This is a genomic window from Mycetocola sp. Y171, assembly GCF_056713165.1.
On record NZ_JBWYGX010000002.1, the window covers coordinates 368019 to 384103 of the forward strand.

Annotated in this window: 19 protein-coding genes and 1 tRNA gene; 16 read left to right on the forward strand and 4 right to left on the reverse strand. The window is 67.0% G+C overall.

Annotated features, from left to right (window positions below; all coding sequences use genetic code 11):
- The first annotated feature begins 13 nt into the window (after positions 1 to 13).
- From AC1M2K_RS11365 to AC1M2K_RS11375, 3 genes are all read left to right on the forward strand, one after another.
- Entirely contained in the window at positions 14 to 511 is a 498-nt protein-coding gene (locus AC1M2K_RS11365; protein ID WP_480236998.1) for a hypothetical protein, read from the forward strand.
- A gap of 57 nt (positions 512 to 568) precedes the next feature.
- Entirely contained in the window at positions 569 to 1582 is a 1014-nt protein-coding gene (locus AC1M2K_RS11370; RefSeq protein ID WP_480236997.1) for an LLM class flavin-dependent oxidoreductase, read from the forward strand.
- 100 nt (positions 1583 to 1682) lie between these two features.
- Positions 1683 to 2591, forward strand: coding sequence for a cation diffusion facilitator family transporter (locus AC1M2K_RS11375; protein WP_480241063.1), 909 nt, complete (start codon positions 1683 to 1685; stop codon positions 2589 to 2591).
- A gap of 14 nt (positions 2592 to 2605) precedes the next feature.
- On the opposite strand, the gene AC1M2K_RS11380 is transcribed toward AC1M2K_RS11375, so the two are convergent.
- A complete protein-coding gene (locus AC1M2K_RS11380) occupies positions 2606 to 3343 on the reverse strand; it encodes a DedA family protein (protein WP_480236995.1) in 738 nt (245 codons plus the stop codon).
- A gap of 55 nt (positions 3344 to 3398) precedes the next feature.
- Positions 3399 to 3480 (reverse strand) — tRNA-Leu (locus AC1M2K_RS11385).
- 117 nt (positions 3481 to 3597) lie between these two features.
- On the opposite strand from AC1M2K_RS11385, the gene AC1M2K_RS11390 reads away from it, so the two are divergent.
- The 8 genes from AC1M2K_RS11390 to AC1M2K_RS11425 all read left to right on the forward strand — a co-directional run bounded on the left by AC1M2K_RS11390 (position 3598) and on the right by AC1M2K_RS11425 (position 9804).
- Positions 3598 to 4827 (forward strand): TadA family conjugal transfer-associated ATPase, encoded by a 1230-nt coding sequence (locus tag AC1M2K_RS11390; RefSeq protein ID WP_480241064.1) that lies wholly within the window; start codon positions 3598 to 3600, stop codon positions 4825 to 4827.
- Positions 4827 to 5690, forward strand: a complete 864-nt coding sequence (locus AC1M2K_RS11395) for a type II secretion system F family protein (RefSeq protein ID WP_480241065.1) — start codon at positions 4827 to 4829, stop codon at positions 5688 to 5690. The genes AC1M2K_RS11390 and AC1M2K_RS11395 overlap by 1 nt, the downstream gene beginning before the upstream one ends.
- Positions 5687 to 6625, forward strand: a complete 939-nt coding sequence (locus AC1M2K_RS11400) for a type II secretion system F family protein (RefSeq protein WP_480241066.1) — start codon at positions 5687 to 5689, stop codon at positions 6623 to 6625. Before AC1M2K_RS11395 ends, AC1M2K_RS11400 begins: the two co-directional genes overlap by 4 nt.
- Positions 6626 to 6665: 40 nt before the next feature.
- Complete coding sequence (locus AC1M2K_RS11405) at positions 6666 to 6851, forward strand: hypothetical protein (RefSeq protein WP_480236991.1); 186 nt, start codon at positions 6666 to 6668, stop codon at positions 6849 to 6851.
- A gap of 2 nt (positions 6852 to 6853) precedes the next feature.
- Positions 6854 to 7249: a TadE/TadG family type IV pilus assembly protein gene (locus tag AC1M2K_RS11410; protein ID WP_480236990.1), complete on the forward strand. Its 396-nt coding sequence runs from the start codon at positions 6854 to 6856 to the stop codon at positions 7247 to 7249.
- Positions 7221 to 7709, forward strand: a complete 489-nt coding sequence (locus tag AC1M2K_RS11415; RefSeq protein ID WP_480241067.1) for a hypothetical protein — start codon at positions 7221 to 7223, stop codon at positions 7707 to 7709. Before AC1M2K_RS11410 ends, AC1M2K_RS11415 begins: the two co-directional genes overlap by 29 nt.
- Positions 7706 to 8152, forward strand: coding sequence for a pilus assembly protein TadG-related protein (locus AC1M2K_RS11420; protein WP_480241068.1), 447 nt, complete (start codon positions 7706 to 7708; stop codon positions 8150 to 8152). The genes AC1M2K_RS11415 and AC1M2K_RS11420 overlap by 4 nt, the downstream gene beginning before the upstream one ends.
- A 71-nt stretch (positions 8153 to 8223) precedes the next feature.
- Complete coding sequence (locus AC1M2K_RS11425; RefSeq protein WP_480241069.1) at positions 8224 to 9804, forward strand: S8 family peptidase; 1581 nt, start codon at positions 8224 to 8226, stop codon at positions 9802 to 9804.
- A gap of 32 nt (positions 9805 to 9836) precedes the next feature.
- Here AC1M2K_RS11425 and AC1M2K_RS11430 read toward each other — a convergent pair whose 3' ends face one another.
- Positions 9837 to 10286, reverse strand: coding sequence for a hypothetical protein (locus tag AC1M2K_RS11430; RefSeq protein ID WP_480241070.1), 450 nt, complete (start codon positions 10284 to 10286; stop codon positions 9837 to 9839).
- 179 nt (positions 10287 to 10465) lie between these two features.
- On the opposite strand from AC1M2K_RS11430, the gene AC1M2K_RS11435 reads away from it, so the two are divergent.
- Both AC1M2K_RS11435 and AC1M2K_RS11440 read left to right on the forward strand, forming a co-directional pair.
- Positions 10466 to 11269 carry an SDR family oxidoreductase gene (locus AC1M2K_RS11435; protein WP_480241071.1) on the forward strand — a complete coding sequence of 268 codons (804 nt, stop codon included), beginning with the start codon at positions 10466 to 10468 and terminating at the stop codon, positions 11267 to 11269.
- A complete protein-coding gene (locus AC1M2K_RS11440; RefSeq protein ID WP_480241072.1) occupies positions 11266 to 11592 on the forward strand; it encodes a hypothetical protein in 327 nt (108 codons plus the stop codon). Before AC1M2K_RS11435 ends, AC1M2K_RS11440 begins: the two co-directional genes overlap by 4 nt.
- Here the strand turns inward: AC1M2K_RS11440 and AC1M2K_RS11445 are convergent.
- Positions 11589 to 12854, reverse strand: coding sequence for an MFS transporter (locus AC1M2K_RS11445; RefSeq protein WP_480241073.1), 1266 nt, complete (start codon positions 12852 to 12854; stop codon positions 11589 to 11591). The two genes, AC1M2K_RS11440 and AC1M2K_RS11445, sit on opposite strands and share 4 nt — an antisense overlap.
- A gap of 61 nt (positions 12855 to 12915) precedes the next feature.
- On the opposite strand from AC1M2K_RS11445, the gene prfB reads away from it, so the two are divergent.
- The 3 genes from prfB (at position 12916) to ftsX (ending at position 16061) form a co-directional block, all read left to right on the forward strand.
- Positions 12916 to 14025 (forward strand): peptide chain release factor 2, encoded by a 1110-nt coding sequence (prfB, locus tag AC1M2K_RS11450; protein WP_480236982.1) that lies wholly within the window; start codon positions 12916 to 12918, stop codon positions 14023 to 14025.
- A gap of 78 nt (positions 14026 to 14103) precedes the next feature.
- Complete coding sequence (ftsE, locus tag AC1M2K_RS11455; RefSeq protein ID WP_480241074.1) at positions 14104 to 15150, forward strand: cell division ATP-binding protein FtsE; 1047 nt, start codon at positions 14104 to 14106, stop codon at positions 15148 to 15150.
- On the forward strand, positions 15147 to 16061 hold the full coding sequence (ftsX, locus tag AC1M2K_RS11460) for a permease-like cell division protein FtsX (RefSeq protein WP_480236980.1): 915 nt from the start codon (positions 15147 to 15149) through the stop codon (positions 16059 to 16061). The genes ftsE and ftsX overlap by 4 nt, the downstream gene beginning before the upstream one ends.
- Positions 16062 to 16085: the final 24 nt, after the last annotated feature.

Here is a 16085-nt window from a genome sequence, read left to right on the forward strand (position 1 = left end):
CGAGCATCGGCAAATGGACCAATATCTGTGGGTGTTGAAACAGGACGAGCTCGATCTCATTCGCGAACTGGAGGACGCTCGCCTCGCGCAGCTGGATGAAGACGGCTTGCTTTCGCTGCACAAGCGCGTCCGACGGGCGCGGAACAAGCACACGACGAACTATCGACGAAAAGCGGCGGGCGAAGTCGTCGACGCCGGGGCCCGTGGCGCTGCCGCCAGCAAGTCCGACAAGGCTCGGGCGCGGGCCTACGTTTTCGAAGAAGCGTTGTCGATCGTCAGCGGCGAACTGGCTCGGGTCGCGCATGACGCCGCTGAGTCGCTCAAGGATGAGCGTCTGGCACGGGCGAGCGCCGGCAAATCGACCGGACCGGGATCATCCGGGATCGAGAGCGCACCCGGCACTGACACGGGTCGAGCGCGCTCGCATCAGCAGACGACCGGGGGAATGAAACGCGACGCATCGAGCCAGTCGCAGGGCGCCAGGCGCCAGGCGAAGAAGGATGGGCGCTAGAGATCCGCTTCGCCTGACCGGAGGAATACACGCGCACCCCTGGGCGCTGCACTCAGCATGACGCGCATCGGGTTCCTCTCCTTCGGCCATTCGCAAGCGGTACCCGGATCGCAGGTCAGGACCGGCAGGGACGCGCTTCTCCAGTCGATCGAGCTCGCGGTGGCCGCTGAGGAAGTCGGCGTCGACGGCGCATATTTCCGGGTGCACCATTTCGCCCGGCAACTCGCTTCGCCGTTCCCGCTGCTCGCCGCTGCGGCAGCCAGGACGAGCCGCATCGAGATCGGCACCGGCGTGATCGACATGCGTTACGAGAACCCGCTCTACATGGCCGAGGAAGCAGCGGCAACGGATCTCATCAGCGACGGGCGGCTGCAGCTCGGCATCAGCAGAGGGTCACCCGAGACCGCCCTGCGCGGCTACGAATCATTCGGCCATCTTCCCGCCGACGGCGAGAGCGACGCAGACATGGCCAGGCGGCACACGGAACTCTTCCGTGCGGCCATCGCCGGCGCCGGAGTGGCCCGGTCGAACCCGCAGATGACGGGCGTCGACCAGCCGCTCCCGATCGAGCCGCGCTCCGACGGTCTGCCCGCGCGGATCTGGTGGGGCGCCGGCAGCAGGGCCACAGCCGTCTGGGCCGCCGAGCAGGGGATGAACCTCATGAGCTCGACTCTGCTGACCGAAGACACGGGTGTGCCGTTCGACCAGCTCCAGGCGGAGCAGATCCGGATGTTCCGGGCGGCATGGGCGGAAGCCGGTCACGATCGTGAACCACGCGTCTCGGTGAGCCGGAGCATCATTCCCCTCATCGACGACGAGACAAGGCACTACTTCGGCCTCCGCGCCCAGGTCGAGGCGAAGGACCAGGTCGGCGTGCTCGACGGCGGACTCGCGCGGTTCGGCCGCAGCTACGTCGGCGAACCCGATCAGATCGCCGCCGAACTCGCACAGGACGAGGCGGTCGCCGCCGCTGACACCCTGCTCGTCACGGTGCCCAACCAGCTGGGCGTGGAGTTCAACGCCCGCATCCTCGAATCGATCGTGCGGGACGTGAAGCCGGCGCTCGGCTAGCCCTCCGGACCTCGCAGCCGCGGTGATGAGAACGGCGATCATTCCTATCTGTGCGTTCCGCTGGCCCGGAGCCCCAGACGGGGCTTAGCGTGGAAGAACCATGGCACACGATCACGCTCAGAACACGACGAACCGGCGCAAGCTGGTGCTCGTCATCGCCATCGTCGCCGTCGTCCTCGTCGCAGAGGTGGTCGGAGGAATCCTCACCGGGTCCCTCGCCCTGCTTGCAGACGCCGGCCACATGTTCAGCGACCTCACCGGCCTCCTGATCGCACTCGTGGCGCTCGGTATCGCCGCGCGCCCAGCCACCGAACGGCACACCTACGGGTACCGGCGGGTCGAAGTGATGGGTGCGCTGGCGAACGGAATCATCCTCGTTGTCGTCGCTGTGTCGATCGCCGTGACGGGCGTGACCCGCCTGATGGACCCTGAGGGCATCGAGGTGCTCGGCGGGCCGATGCTCGTCGTGGCGATCGTCGGCCTCGTGGCGAATGCCGTGTCGATGCTCATCCTGCGCGACTCGGCAAAGACGTCGATCAACATGCGAGGGGCCTACCTCGAGGTGCTCGGCGACCTGCTCGGGTCGATCGGCGTGATCATCGCCGCTGTCATCATCCTGCTCACCGGGTTCGTCCAGGTGGATGCCATCGCCTCCCTGATCATCGCCGCAGGTATCCTGCCCCGCGCCTGGTTCCTCCTGCGCGACGTGTGGCGGGTGCTCAACGAGTCCACACCGCCTGACACGGACGTGGAGCTGATCCGCAGCCATATCCGTGGTGCCCCGGGCGTGATCGACGTGCACGACGTCCATGTCTGGTCGATCACGACGGGGGAGCACGTGTTCACGGCGCACGTCGTCGTCGAACCGGCGGTCTTCGCAGAAGGCCGAGCAGGTGAGATGCTCGACACCCTGTCAGAGTGCCTCGCCGGTCACTTCGACGTCGAGCATTCGACGTTCCAGCTCGAGCCGTCCAAACACGCCGGTCACGAGCATCCGCAACATTCCTGAGCGGGAATGAGGTCCTAGAGTTCGGGCTTCTTCTCGAACGCCTTGGCGTCGAGCACCATCTGACGCGCTTCGTCCTCATCGGTGACGACGTCTGCGCCCGCTGCTGCGAGACGCTTGGCCTTGCGGCTCGACTGGATGTAGTGCCACACGGTCGGGATCAGCGTGATCACGACGGCACCGATGAGGATGACGTCGATGTACTCCTGGACGAACTCAGCCACAGGAGGGATGTACCCGAGCAGGTAACCGAAGTAGGTGAGACCTGCGCCCCAGATGACGGCACCGATCAGGTTGTAAAGCGTGTACTTCTTGTAGTTCATGTGGCCGACACCGGCGGCGACGGGCGCGAACGTGCGGATGATCGGCACGAAGCGGGCGAGGATGACGGCGAGACCGCCGAACCGCTCGAAGAACGCGTTGGTGCGCTGCACGTTCTCGATGCTGAAGATGCCGGATTCCTTGCGCTCGAAGATGCGCGGGCCGGCCTTGTGGCCGATCAGATAGCCGACTTCACCGCCGAGGAAAGCTGCAAAGCCGATTGCGAGGGCCACCCACCAGATGTCGATGTTGATGATGCCACCGAAGGTGAAGATGCCCGTGATGACGAGGAGAGTGTCACCGGGGAGAAGGAAGCCCACGAGGAGCCCGGTCTCGGCGAAGACGATCAGGCAGATCACGAGTAGGGCCCATGGCCCCGCGCCGTCGATGATGGTCGCTGGGTCGAGCCAGGGAATGAGCCCGGTATGGATCATGCGAAGCTACTCCGATAGTCAGTTGTCTGTGAGGCCGGTCGGCGACATGCCCTCGTGCGGAAGGTGGGACTTGAACCCACACGCTCGAAAGCACAGGAACCTAAATCCTGCGTGTCTGCCAATTTCACCACTCCCGCGAGTGATTACCAGCATAGAGGCAGGGATCTCAGCATCCTGTGAGGTTCCAAAGCACCGTTGGGACCTCCCTGTGGATAACCCGAACGGGCCGCGGATGGTTTGGGCAGACTTTCAGGATGACGTCGGCAACCGAGATCATCACCAGCCGTGTCCGCGACCGGGTGCGGCGGGAGGGCGTCGACCTGTCAGGGGCAGACGGTCTCGCCGAGGATTATGTGCGCGAAGAGGTTCGGCGCTACAGCGAACGCGCCCTCGGCAGCGCGCTCCCGCTTCTGCATGACGAAGTCGTGACCCAGCGCGAGGTGGTCGCCTCGTTGACGGGGTTCGGGCCGTTGCAGCCCTACCTCGATGACCCGAGCATCGAGGAGATCTGGATCAACTCGCCAACGCGCGTGTTCGTGGCGCGGGACGGCATCCCCGAACTGACGAACACGGTGCTGACCGAGACCTCGGTGCGCGACCTCGTGGAGCGAATGCTCCAGACCACCGGTCGCCGCGTTGACCTCAGCTCTCCGTTCGTCGATGCGTCCCTGCCGGACGGTTCCCGCCTTCACGTCGTGATCCCGGATGTGACCAGGCGGCACATGGCCGTGAACATCCGCAAGTTCAGCCGGCACGTCCGCGACCTGAGCAGTCTCGTGTCCGGGGGGTCACTCAGTACGCAGGCGGCGGAGTTCCTGCGGTGCTGTGTTCTCGCCGGCCAGAACATCCTTATCTCCGGTGCCACGCAGGCGGGCAAGACCACGCTGCTCGGCGCACTCCTGTCGAGTGTGCGGACGACCGAACGGATCGTCACCGTCGAGGAGACGTTCGAGCTGGACCTCGCCGCTGCCGATGTCGTCGCGATGCAGTGCAGGCAGCCGAGCCTGGAGGGCACTGGCGAGATCACCCTGCGTCGGCTGATCAAGGAGGCGCTCCGGATGCGGCCGGATCGTCTCATCGTCGGCGAGGTTCGTGAGGCGGAGAGCCTCGACCTTCTCATCGCGCTCAACTCCGGGGTCCCCGGAATGTGCTCCATCCACGCCAACTCGGCCAGGGACGCCCTCGTCAAACTGTCGACGCTTCCGCTGCTCGCCGGCCGGAACATCGACGCCTCCTTCGTCCAACCCACGGTGGCGAGTTGCATCGACATCGTCGTGCACTGCGAGCTGGACCGGAACGGCTTCAGGCGGGTGGTCCAGATCCTCGCACTCAGCGGCACCCTCAATGGGCCGGTGATCGAGGCGAGCCCTCTGTTCGCGATGCGAGACGGACTCCTCGAACCGACGGGGAGCCACCCCACCCGGCTGGTGAAATTCGAGAACGCGGGACTCAACCCCGCGGCGATCCTCCGGCGAGGTACCTGATGGCCATCGCACTCGGATGTCTCCTGGCGGCCGGAGTGCTGCTTGTGGCCTCGCCCTGGCTGTTCCCCAGACGGGCGAAGGAGACACGGCAGCGGACGCAGTCGAGTGGACGGTTTCAGGCGGCGCTTGCGCTCGCGGGCTTGGGGCGGGTGCCCCCGGCCGTCTTCGTCACACTCTCCGTGCTGGCCGGGATCGTTACAGGCGCGCTCGCCCAGGCGGTGCTGCGTGTCGGGTCGCTCTCGCTGTGCGCAGCCGCTCTCGGGGGACTCACGCCTCTTCTTATCGTCCGGTGGAGGGCGCGCGCACGTCGTGCGTCGAACCGTTCGCTCTGGCCGGACGTCGTCGACCACCTCATCGGCGCCGTGCGTTCGGGGCTGGCCCTGCCCGACGCCGTCGCGAGTCTCGCGCACACCGGCCCTGAGGCCCTGCGTCCGGAATTCGTCTCCTTCGAGAACGACTACCGAAGCACAGGGTCGTTCGGCGGATGTCTGGACCGGTTGAAGAACACCCTGGCCGATCCGGTTCCCGACCGGATCCTCGAAACGCTCAGGATGGCACGGGACGTGGGAGGCTCAGACCTCACGGTCGTGCTCCGGAGCCTCGCCGCATACCTCCGGGAGGACATCGCCATCCGCGCAGAGGTGGAGGCTCGGCAATCCTGGATCCGCAACGCCGCGAAGCTTGGAGTCGCGGCGCCCTGGTGCATCCTCCTTCTGCTGGCCACACGACCGGAGGCAGCGCTGGCGTACAACTCCGCTGGTGGGGCGGTGCTCATCGCCGGCGGTGCGGCGGTTTCACTTCTCGCCTACCGCGCGATGCTCTCGCTCGGGCGGCTGCCGCAGGAACGACGGTGGTTCCGATGAGTGCGACACTGGCCTGGGGCGTGCTGTTCGGCGGAATCCTCGGGCTGGGCCTCTGGTCGCTCGCGACCGTGCTGCCGCGAATGGGCGGGCCGACTCTCGCCGAACGCGTCGCGCCGTACATCGTGGACGTGTCAGAAGGCGCACGGGTCTTCACCCTCAAGCGGACCGTGGATCCGATCCCCATCCTCGGGACCCTCCTCGCCCCAACGGTGCACCGACTCGTCGAGTTCCTGGCCGGACTGCTCGGCGGGACGGCCGTCGTGCAGCGCCGTCTGGGCCAGGCGGGCAGCGCCTCCACCGTGCATCGATTCCGGGTGGAGCAACTGGGCTGGGCACTCGTCGGCGCCGCAGCCGGCGTGCTCGTCTCCGTTGTCGGAGGTGCCAACCGCACCCTCCCGACGATCCTCGTCGCGGCAGCGCCGATCATCGGCGCCGTGGCGGGAGCAGTAGCCCGCGACACGGCACTCAAGCGTCAGGCGCGATCACGGCTGGGGAGGATCGCCGCCGAGCTTCCCACCGTGCTCGAATTCCTGAGTCTCAGCCTGTCGGCGGGGGAGGGCATCCTCGACTCGATCCGGCGGGTGGCCCGCATTGGGTCCGGCGAGGTCAGCCGCGAGTTCCGTGGGGTCGTCAGTGCTGTGAACACCGGCATCCCCCTGACCGAAGCCCTTGCTGACTGCGCTCGCCGGGTCGACCTCGCCGCACTCACCCGCTGTGTCGAACAACTGACGGCGGCACTGGAGCGCGGATCTCCACTGGCAGAGGTGCTGCGGGCCCAGGCGCAGGATGCCCGTGAGGATGCCAAACGAACACTCCTGGAGATCGCCGGCAAGAAGGAGGTGGCGATGCTCGTTCCACTCGTCTTCCTGATCCTGCCGCTCTCGATCCTCTTCGCCATCTACCCGGGAGTCTTCGTGCTCCAGTCCGGATTCTGACAGCAGCCCGGACGCATCCCAACGAACCGAAGGAGACATCATGACCACCCTGTCGAGACGATACCGATCCCTGCGCGATCACGTTCATGACGAACGGGGCGACGTTCCGGGCTGGGTCCTCATCACCCTGATGACTGCGGGACTCGTCGTCCTGATCTGGAGTCTCGCCGGTCCGGCACTCAGCCAGATCTTCGAGCAGGCCATTGCCCGGGTCTCGGGAATGTAGTCATGGTTGGGGCGGCGTGGAAAGACGACGACGGGTCCGCCGTTGTCGAGTTCACGTTCGTGGCCATCCTGCTGACCGTGCTCACCCTCGCAGTTCTCCAGCTCGGGCTGGCCTTGCATGTGCGGAACACTGTCATCGACGCGGCCGCGGAAGGAGCGCGAGTCGCGGCGCTCGCCGACAACGAACCGGCAGATGGTGTGGCGCGCACTCGCGAGCTCATCACCGTCGCGGTCGGGTCCGACTTCGCCTCGGACGTCTCCGCCGACTACGGGACGTACCTCGGTCACCCCAGCGTCGGCATCCGTGTCGTCACCCGGCTGCCCCTGATCGGGCTGGTGGGACTCGACAGCGCACTGGAGGTCAGCGGTCATGCCGCCATCGAAACCCTCGACGAGTGAGCACCGTCCGCGCCCGTTCCGCCTCGTCGATGACGCGGGAACGGCAGCACTCGAGTTCGTCACGGCCGGCCTGATCCTTCTCGTCCCGCTCGTGTATCTGATCCTGACGCTGGCCACCGTGCAGGCCGGAGCGCTCGCGACAGAGGGCGCGGCGCGGCAGGCGGCCCGTGTCTTCGTCCAGGCGGAGTCGCCGGAGGACGCAGCCCAGCGCGCAGCTCGCGCGATCGAATTCGGGCTGGCCGATTACGGGATCGACCCGGAGGCGGCATCCGTCTCTGTGTCGTGCAGCGGGTCGACCGGCGCCTCCTGCCCGGCTCGCAATGCCGTCGTGACAGTGACCGTCCGGGTGACCGTGCCGTTGCCGCTGGTCCCCGATGTGCTCAACCTCTCCCATGCGGCGAGCGTGCCCGTGGAGGCGACCGCGCGCCAGCAGGTCTCCCGGTTCTGGGCCGAGCGATGAGACGGATGCTGCGCGGCGGGCCCGGCGAAGACGGTTCGACCCTGATTCTCGCCATCTTCTACGGGATGCTTTCTCTTCTTCTCATCCTGCTGGTCGCGGCGGCCACGTCGCTGTACCTCGAACGGAAGAGGTTGTACAGCCTTGCCGACGCCGCTGCCCTCGTCGGGGCGGAGGCGTTCGAGCTGTCATCCGTGTCACTCGACGGCGGTGAGCCGGCACTCACCCTCCGGTCGCCGGAAGTCAGGGATGCCGTGACCGGCTTCCTCGAGGACAACCCCGTCGGGACCTTCGATCGCCTCGCCCTCGAAGAAGCCGCCTCCCTCGACGGCAAGAGTGCCACCGTGACGGTGTCTGCGGCGTGGCCGCCACCGGTCCTGACCCTGTTCGTGCCGGACGGCATCCGGCTGGAAGTGACGGCGGTGGCTCGCTCGGTGTTCCGGTGACCCTTGTCCGGCGGCGCACCGCATCGCTAGGCTCCGACCCACGCGGGTTCCCGATCGGAGCGGAGTGCCAGATGGACAGAGCGGATGCCGCAGCGACGCGGCGAGTGCACGAGATGCGAATCTGCGTCGAGAGCCGCCACCCGCTCCAGTCCCCGCCCGATGCGCTGTCTGATGTGCTGAACGGCTCGCTCGGCGACTGGAACATCGAGCCGCTCGCGGCGGACGACGACCGCCTGGTGCTGATCTGCGGGCACGTCGACGAGGAGGTCGGCACTGCGGAGTACGCCCGTCGTGCCCACACCCTGGTGCAGGAGATCCTCGAGACCGGGACGGTCAGCAGGGCGGAAGCGGACCTCCCGGTGACGGCGTTCATCGGTGAGCCGCACGACGCCCGGTCGCTCGTCGCCGAGGAGTTCCCTCCGGGAAGCGAGTCCGCGCGCTGGGCCCGTGACGCGATCCGGTGCGATGAGGCCTGGGCGCTCGAGCCTGGACAAGGGAACGGCATCCGGATCGGGCATCCGGACACCGGGTACACCCTCCATCCGAATCTCGGCAGGGCGGCACTGGATCTCGCCACCGACCGGGATGTCATCGACAACGACGACGACGCCCGCGACCCGATGGTGCCCCCGAGCGATTCCCCCTGGCCGCTTGCGTTTCCTGGGCACGGCACGACGACAGCGAGTGTCATGGTCGGGCAGGGGAGTGAGGAAGACGGCATCGTCGGCGTTGCGCCCGGGGCGCGCGTGGTCCCGCTCCGCGCGGTGGAAAGCGTCGTACAGCTCTTCGACAGTGACGTGGCGCGCGCGGTCGAACACGCGCGGGTCACCGGCTGCCCGGTGGTGTCGATCAGCGTCGGCGGCAAGGGGTTCTTCGGCCTGCGTGCCGCGATCCAACGCGCGGTGGACGCCGGGATGATCGTGATGGCCGCGGCCGGCAACAATGTGCGGATCGTTGTCGCGCCCGCCTCGTACGCGAACTGCCTGGCTGTCGCGGCGACCGGGCCGGACGACCAGCCATGGCCGGAGTCGTCGAGGGGCCGTGCCGTCGACGTGAGCGCGCCAGGGTGGGGAGTGCACGTCGCTGGGTATCTCTGGACCGGTGACACCCCGCACGCGGACGTGTTCCGGTCCTCGGGTACCTCCTACGCCGTCGCCCACCTGGCCGGTGTCGCCGCCCTGTGGTGCGCGCACCACGGGCCGGAAGCGCTCAGGGAACGGTACGGCCCTCGCGTCCAGGCCGCTTTCCTCCACCAACTCGGCTCAGGGGGATCCCGCGTCCCGGCGGACTGGGATGCCGACGCCTACGGTTCCGGAGTCGTCGATGCTGCCGCCATGCTCACCGCGCCGCTCCCTGCGCCCGAAGCCGTGGCGAGCCGACTCGCGACCCACCCTGCGGAGTCCGCCCTGGCTCGGCTGAGTGCCCTCGTCAGTGTCGACGAAGAGGACCTGGAGCGAGCGCTCACCGAACGTCTGGGCGTCTCACACGACGACCTGTACCGGATCGTCGACCGGTTCGAGGGCGAGCTGGCATTCCATCTCATCGAGGACACGGAGTTCCGCTCGGTTCTCCTCGACGAAGGCCATCGGTTCCCCGGCGGCCCAACGTCGCGAGAGACTTGCTCGCCTCAGTTCGCGGCAACCTTCGGCTGACGTCCGGCGTCGGTGACGCCACCCCGACCGGGCTACGGCTTCGGTGCCTTCGCCTGCTCGTCCGGGTGGCCCGGGTTCCAGCCGTACCAGCCGTCATCAGACGCCATCACGGTCCAGACACCGCAGGCGTACACCTGATCAGTGCCGTAGGCATCGGGCGCATCGTCAATTGAATAGGCGGGAGCGGACTGTCGGCTGACCTGGGTGCACACCGCCGGATCGAGATCGGTGTCGCTGGTGGCGAGAAGCACCGCTGTGTCGTTGATCGTCGACTCACGGATCCGGATGTCTGTGGCATCTGTCGGCAACCACGGCGCGTCGCCCTGCCAATCGTCGGTGAGCTCGGCTGCCGTGTCGAAGTGTTCCGTGCGCATCTTGTGCGCGACCTCGTCGATGACGGAGCAGCCGGACAAGGCGATCCCCAGTGGGAGGGCGAGCGCGAGGGCGGGAAGGAGGCGGTGTCGTGGTGAGGCGCTGTTCATGTCTTCCATGCTGAGGGTCCGACACCGGTCGCCTCGTCCTCCTGCGGAGGTAGTCTCGCCGACCGCGGGATGACATCGCATCGCCTGCTGAGGGCGAAATGACGTCAAGGGCTTGAGACGAAGGCGCACGAGGGTGTTCGGTGGGAGCATTCCGATCGCCGCACCTGGAGGCTCCTCACATGACGTTCACCCCTCGCTTTGCCATCGTCACCGGTTCCAGTTCGGGGATCGGGCGCGCGACCGCGGTTGCGCTCGCCGAAGCCGGGATGGACGTCGGGGTCACCTGGAGCAGCAACGAAGAGGGAGCGCACAGAACGGCCGCAGAGGTCCGTGCGCGCGGTAGGAACGCGGTCGTCTCCCATCTCGACACCACCGACCTGGAGCGTTGTGGCGACGCCATCGACGCGCTCTGCGACGACCTCGGCGGCATCGACGTCTTCGTGAACAACGCCGGTCTCGGTGACAACGTCCCGTTCCTCGGGATGACCCTCGAGCAGTGGCGCCACACCGTCGCGGCCGACCTCGACGGCGCCTTCGTGTGCATCCAGCGCGCCGCCAGACGGATGGTCGACGCAGGGGCCGGCGGACGGATCATCGCCACGACGAGCGTGCACGAACACCAGCCGCGATACGCCTCGAGCGCCTACGATGCGGCGAAGCACGGGCTCGGCGGTCTGATCAAGACTCTCGCCCTCGAACTCGGCGAGTTCGGGATCACGGCCAACTCGGTCGCCCCAGGAGAGATCTCCACCGGGATGACCGGCCAGGAGGACGAAGACCCGCACGACCACCACCGACCGGGAGTTCCGCTCGGCCGACCGGGCGACGCCCGTGAGGTCGCCGCGGTGATCGCCTTCCTCGCATCCGCCCAGTCCAGTTATGTGACAGGTGCATCCTGGGCGGTCGACGGCGGGATGCTGCAGATGGGGCCGCAGGGCGGTTCCCACATCACGAGCGACGATTGGCGAGCGGAGCAGAAATGACTGACCTGCCGGATCCGACCGGGGTACGCAACCAGCCCGCGCTGACCACATCGACCGGACTGGTCTGGCTGGTGCTCGGCGCCTTCCTCACGGGGATCTGCGTCGCGGTACTGTTCGGCCTTGTCGCGCTGGAACCGGTCGTCGCCTGGATCGGGCTTACTGTCGTCATCTGCCTCTACCTGACCCTGCTCGTCGTCCGCTTCGCCGTCCCGGCTGGGCGGAAGCGGCTCCTGGCCCTGGCCAGCGTCTTCGGCGCCATCGCTGTCGTCACGCTGATCTGCGTCGTCGTCATCAGCGGGTCAGCGTGGGGGTCGTTGCGTTAGACCGCCTGTTTCGGCCGACCGGGGATATAGCGGGGGATCATCCGGGCGAGGTGCCAGGCCCCGATCGCCCCGATCACTCCGACCGCCCCAGCCGCGAACGACAGCGACAGGAGGGCGGTCAGCCCGGCGACGACGAGCGGCGCCGTCGCCGAACCCGCGTCACCGGTGAACCGCCACGCCCCGAGGAACGGGGCCGGATGCGCCGGGGGAGCGAGGTCGGCTCCGAGCGTCATCAGGATGCCGCTGCCCAGTCCGTTGGCGACGGAGAGCACGCCGGCTGCGACGATGAACCAGACCACGGCGTCCGGCCGGTCATGGGTGAAGGCGAGCAGCAGCATCCCGAGGCTGAGGCCGATCGTCGACGGCACGGCACTCCAGAGGCGACCGAACCGGTCCATCACCTGGCCGCTGACGTAGAACAGCGCGAAGTCGACGGCGCCGGCGAGTCCGATGATGAGGGCGGTGTTGGCCTCACTGACGCCAAGGCTCACCGCCCACAGCGGCAGAATCAGCGTGCGCGCGGCTCGCATGCCGCCGATCAGAGCGGCCCCCGACCCCATCCGTGCCAGCACGCCCCGAAACATCCAGAGAGTGCGGAACAAGCCGTGGGACTCCTCAGCGGCCAGGTCCTGGCCGGCGGTGTGGGTGTGCCCGTTGCGCCGGGCCTGGGCCACTGAGCCGAACATGGACTCCGGATCCGGGAGCAGCACGAGGATCAGGACGGCGGCGAGGCACGACACCACCATGATCCAGAACGCGCCCTGCGCTCCTCCGGTGAAGTGGATCACCGGGACGGAGATGAGCGGGCCGATGAACAGACCGGCGCGGAACACGCCACCGAGAGTCGACAGGGCCCGCGCCCGGTACTGCAGCGGCACGTAGCTCGTCATGAACGCGTGCCTGGCCAGCGCGAACACGGCTGTCGAGAGCCCGAGCACGAAGATCGAGGCGCCGAGCAGCCAGGCGTTGGGGGAGAGGACGGCCCCGAGGACGGCAACGATCGAGAGCAGGGCGGCCCCGATCATGGCGGGACGCTCACCGACCCGGCTGACCAGCCATCCGCTCGGGATGTCGCCGACGAGCTCGCCGATCATGAGCATCCCGGCGATGACCCCGGCGATGGCAAGGCTGGCGCCGAGGCTCGTTGCGGCGATCGGAATGAGGGGGATCAACGCGCCCTCACCGATCGAGAACAACAGCGTCGGGAGAAAGACCACGGTGGCCACGGAGCGGATGCTGAATGCCGGGGTGCCGTCTGTCATGGTGATTCGAGTCTATGGCGGCCGACCGGGGAGAGCCGCCGGAAGGTAGGCTGGGTGCGACATGTTAGATCTAGACCTGAACGACCAGATCGCGGCCATTCGCACCACCTTCGCCGACATCCGTGAAGTCGTCGGACTCGACCGGCTCCGGGCCGAGATCGCCGACCTGAGCGAGCAGGCCGGTGTGCCCGATCTGTGGGATGACACCGACAAGGCGCAGAAGATCACGAGCGCCCTGAGCCACCGGCAGTCCGAACTCGCGCGCATCACGGCCATCGAGAACCAGCTCGACGACCTCGAGGTGCTCGTCGGCCTGGCCATCGCCGAGGGCGACGAAGAATCGGCAGCTGAAGCCCGCACCGAACTCCTCGACCTGCAGAAGCAGATCGGCGACCTCGAGGTGCAGACGCTGCTGAACGGTGAGTACGACCCGCTGCCCGCCGTCGTCACCATCCGTGCAGGAGCTGGAGGCGTCGACGCCGCCGACTTCGCCGACATGCTGTTCCGGATGTACCTGCGCTGGGCCGAACAGCACAAGTACAAGGCCACGGTGCTCGACACAAGCTACGCCGAAGAGGCCGGCATCAAGTCCGCCACGTTCGAGATCGACTCGCCGTACGCATTCGGCACGCTGAGCGTCGAGGCCGGAACCCACCGCCTGGTGCGGATGAGCCCGTTCAACTCGGCCGGCAAGCGCCAGACGAGTTTCGCCGCGGTCGAAGTGGTCCCACTGATGGCGGAGACCGAAGAGGTCGACATCCCCGACAACGACATCCGCGTCGACGTGTTCCGTTCCTCCGGCCCCGGTGGCCAGTCCGTCAACACGACGGACTCCGCCGTGCGCATCACCCACCTCCCGACCGGCATCGTCGTGAGCTGCCAGAACGAGAAGAGCCAGATCCAGAACCGCGCAGCAGCCATGCGCGTGCTCAAGTCGCGGCTCCTCCTCGTCCAGCGCGAGCAGGAGAACGCGAAGAAGAAGGAACTCGCAGGCAACATCACGGCGAGCTGGGGCGACCAGATGCGTTCGTACGTTCTCGCGCCGTACCAGATGGTCAAGGACCTGCGCACCGACCACGAGGTCAACAACCCGCAGAACGTTTTCGACGGTGACATCGACGGATTCATCGCCGCAGGGATCCGCTGGCGCAAACAGCCGACTGACGACTGACCGGCGAGCCCGGCAACCCGGAGGGCGTAGGCGTGTCACGTCGGCATTGAGCCGAAGCCTGCCTAGGCTCGAATCGTCATGATTCGGTTTGAGAACGTCACGAAGAAATACTCCGGCACCAAGCGTCCGGCGATCAACGAGATGGACCTGGAGATCGCCAGGGGAGAGTTCGTCTTCCTCGTCGGTGCGTCCGGCTCCGGAAAGTCGAGCTGCCTGCGCCTGATCCTTAAGGAGGAGAAGCCGTCCAAGGGGTCGATCTTCGTCCTCGGGAACGACCTCGGGTCGATCTCCAGCCGGAAGATCCCCTACTTCCGCCGCAACCTCGGCGTGGTCTTCCAGGACTTCCGCCTGCTGCCGAACAAGACGGTCTTCGAGAACGTGGCGTTCACCCTCCAGGTCATCGGCAAGTCACGCGGTTACGTGCAGGAAGCCGTGCCCGACGTGCTGAAGATGGTCGGACTGGAGAACAAGGCCGACCGCCTGCCCCACGAACTCTCCGGTGGTGAGCAGCAGCGTGTGGCGATCGCCCGCGCAGTGGTGAACAAGCCGCAGATCCTCCTCGCCGACGAGCCAACCGGAAACCTCGACCCCGCGACGAGCGCAGGGATCATGCAGATCCTCGAACGGATCAACGCCGGAGGAACGACCGTGCTCATGGCGACCCACGAGGCCGGCATCGTCGACAAGATGCAGCGCCGCGTGATCGAACTCGTCGACGGCGTGATCGTGCGCGATGAGCGCGAAGGCGGATACGGCACCACCGGGATCGTTCCTGAACTCAAGCCCGCCGTGGCCAAGGGCCAGTCGGCCAAGGCCGCCCGCCAGGAGGTCGCAGAAGCGACCGCCCAGGCCGACGCCGAGACAGAGGCACACCGGATTCTCATCAACACCCCAGCACCCGAGACCACGCCAGCACAGCGCAGGACCCTGCATGCCCACGGCGACACCGGTGAGACCGACCGGGTGACCCCGGCCGCAGCGACCGGGGCGATCAACCTCCCTCGGTCGGACGCCGACGACCTCAGCGCCGTCACCGACCACCTGTCGCTCGCTGAGCGACTCGGATTGCGGGCCGCCGACAAACCGGACAGTGACGACGAGCAGAGTGTGGGGCCCGTCAAATGAGGCTCTCACTGATCTGGCAGGAGGCCAGCACCGGCCTTCGTCGCAACGTGTCCATGGTGATCTCTGTCATCCTCGTGACCTTCATCTCGCTGACCTTCGTCGGCACGGCCGTCCTGCTGCAGATGCAGATCGGCCAGATGAAGAACTACTGGTACGACCGCGCGCAGGTGGCGATCTATCTCTGCACCGCTGATTCGCCGGCCGAGACGTGTACCGGCGGAGCGGCATCCGACGACCAGAAGGCCAGCATCACCGCGCAACTCGAGGGGGAGACCCTGGCGCCGTTCATCGATGAGTTCTACTTCGAGGACCACCAGCTCGCCTACGAGAACTTCCAGGAACAGTTCGAGGGCAACGAACTCGCTGCCCTCGTCGTCCCCGAGCAGCTCAACGAGACCTACTGGGTCAACCTCAACGACCCGTCCCAGTCCGAGGTCCTCGTCGAAGCGTTCTCCAGCACCGCAGGCGTGGAAGAGGTGACGGACCAGCGCCAATACCTCGACGCCATCTTCCAGGTGCTCAACGTGGCCAGTTACACGGCCATCGGCATTGCCGGGCTGATGCTCGTCGCCGCCGTGCTGCTCATCGCTACGACGATCAGGCTGTCCGCGTACTCGAGACGCAAGGAGATCGGGATCATGCGCCTCGTCGGTGCGTCGAACCGGTTCATCCAGACACCGTTCATCCTTGAGGGCGTGTTCTCGGCGGTGATCGGCTCGGTCCTCGCCGGCGCGGCCGTCGTCGGGATCGTGCACTACTTCATCGCCGGTTACCTCGCCCCGCGGATGCCGTTCGTCAGCTTCGTCGACGTCTCCGACGCCTTCGTGGTCGTTCCGCTCCTCATCCTCCTCGGGATGGTGCTCGCGGCGCTGTCGGCCAACTTCGCGATCAAGCGGTACCTGAAGATCTAGCCGGGACCGGCCAACCGGCATCCT

What these genes read in the sequence shown, in the direction of transcription:
- ftsX (WP_480236980.1), top strand. Translation starts at nt 15,147, where the DNA reads ATGAGGCTCTCACTGATCTGGCAGGAGGCCAGCACCGGCCTTCGTCGC.
- AC1M2K_RS11440 (WP_480241072.1), top strand. Translation starts at nt 11,266, where the DNA reads ATGACTGACCTGCCGGATCCGACCGGGGTACGCAACCAGCCCGCGCTG.
- AC1M2K_RS11415 (WP_480241067.1), top strand. Translation starts at nt 7,221, where the DNA reads ATGCCGCCATCGAAACCCTCGACGAGTGAGCACCGTCCGCGCCCGTTC.
- AC1M2K_RS11430 (WP_480241070.1), bottom strand. Translation starts at nt 10,286, where the DNA reads ATGAACAGCGCCTCACCACGACACCGCCTCCTTCCCGCCCTCGCGCTC.
- AC1M2K_RS11365 (WP_480236998.1), top strand. Translation starts at nt 14, where the DNA reads ATGGACCAATATCTGTGGGTGTTGAAACAGGACGAGCTCGATCTCATT.
- AC1M2K_RS11395 (WP_480241065.1), top strand. Translation starts at nt 4,827, where the DNA reads ATGGCCATCGCACTCGGATGTCTCCTGGCGGCCGGAGTGCTGCTTGTG.
- AC1M2K_RS11390 (WP_480241064.1), top strand. Translation starts at nt 3,598, where the DNA reads ATGACGTCGGCAACCGAGATCATCACCAGCCGTGTCCGCGACCGGGTG.
- AC1M2K_RS11380 (WP_480236995.1), bottom strand. Translation starts at nt 3,343, where the DNA reads ATGATCCATACCGGGCTCATTCCCTGGCTCGACCCAGCGACCATCATC.
- AC1M2K_RS11405 (WP_480236991.1), top strand. Translation starts at nt 6,666, where the DNA reads ATGACCACCCTGTCGAGACGATACCGATCCCTGCGCGATCACGTTCAT.
- AC1M2K_RS11420 (WP_480241068.1), top strand. Translation starts at nt 7,706, where the DNA reads ATGAGACGGATGCTGCGCGGCGGGCCCGGCGAAGACGGTTCGACCCTG.
- AC1M2K_RS11375 (WP_480241063.1), top strand. Translation starts at nt 1,683, where the DNA reads ATGGCACACGATCACGCTCAGAACACGACGAACCGGCGCAAGCTGGTG.
- AC1M2K_RS11435 (WP_480241071.1), top strand. Translation starts at nt 10,466, where the DNA reads ATGACGTTCACCCCTCGCTTTGCCATCGTCACCGGTTCCAGTTCGGGG.
- AC1M2K_RS11370 (WP_480236997.1), top strand. Translation starts at nt 569, where the DNA reads ATGACGCGCATCGGGTTCCTCTCCTTCGGCCATTCGCAAGCGGTACCC.
- AC1M2K_RS11410 (WP_480236990.1), top strand. Translation starts at nt 6,854, where the DNA reads ATGGTTGGGGCGGCGTGGAAAGACGACGACGGGTCCGCCGTTGTCGAG.
- AC1M2K_RS11425 (WP_480241069.1), top strand. Translation starts at nt 8,224, where the DNA reads ATGGACAGAGCGGATGCCGCAGCGACGCGGCGAGTGCACGAGATGCGA.
- ftsE (WP_480241074.1), top strand. Translation starts at nt 14,104, where the DNA reads ATGATTCGGTTTGAGAACGTCACGAAGAAATACTCCGGCACCAAGCGT.
- AC1M2K_RS11445 (WP_480241073.1), bottom strand. Translation starts at nt 12,854, where the DNA reads ATGACAGACGGCACCCCGGCATTCAGCATCCGCTCCGTGGCCACCGTG.
- prfB (WP_480236982.1), top strand. Translation starts at nt 12,916, where the DNA reads ATGTTAGATCTAGACCTGAACGACCAGATCGCGGCCATTCGCACCACC.
- AC1M2K_RS11400 (WP_480241066.1), top strand. Translation starts at nt 5,687, where the DNA reads ATGAGTGCGACACTGGCCTGGGGCGTGCTGTTCGGCGGAATCCTCGGG.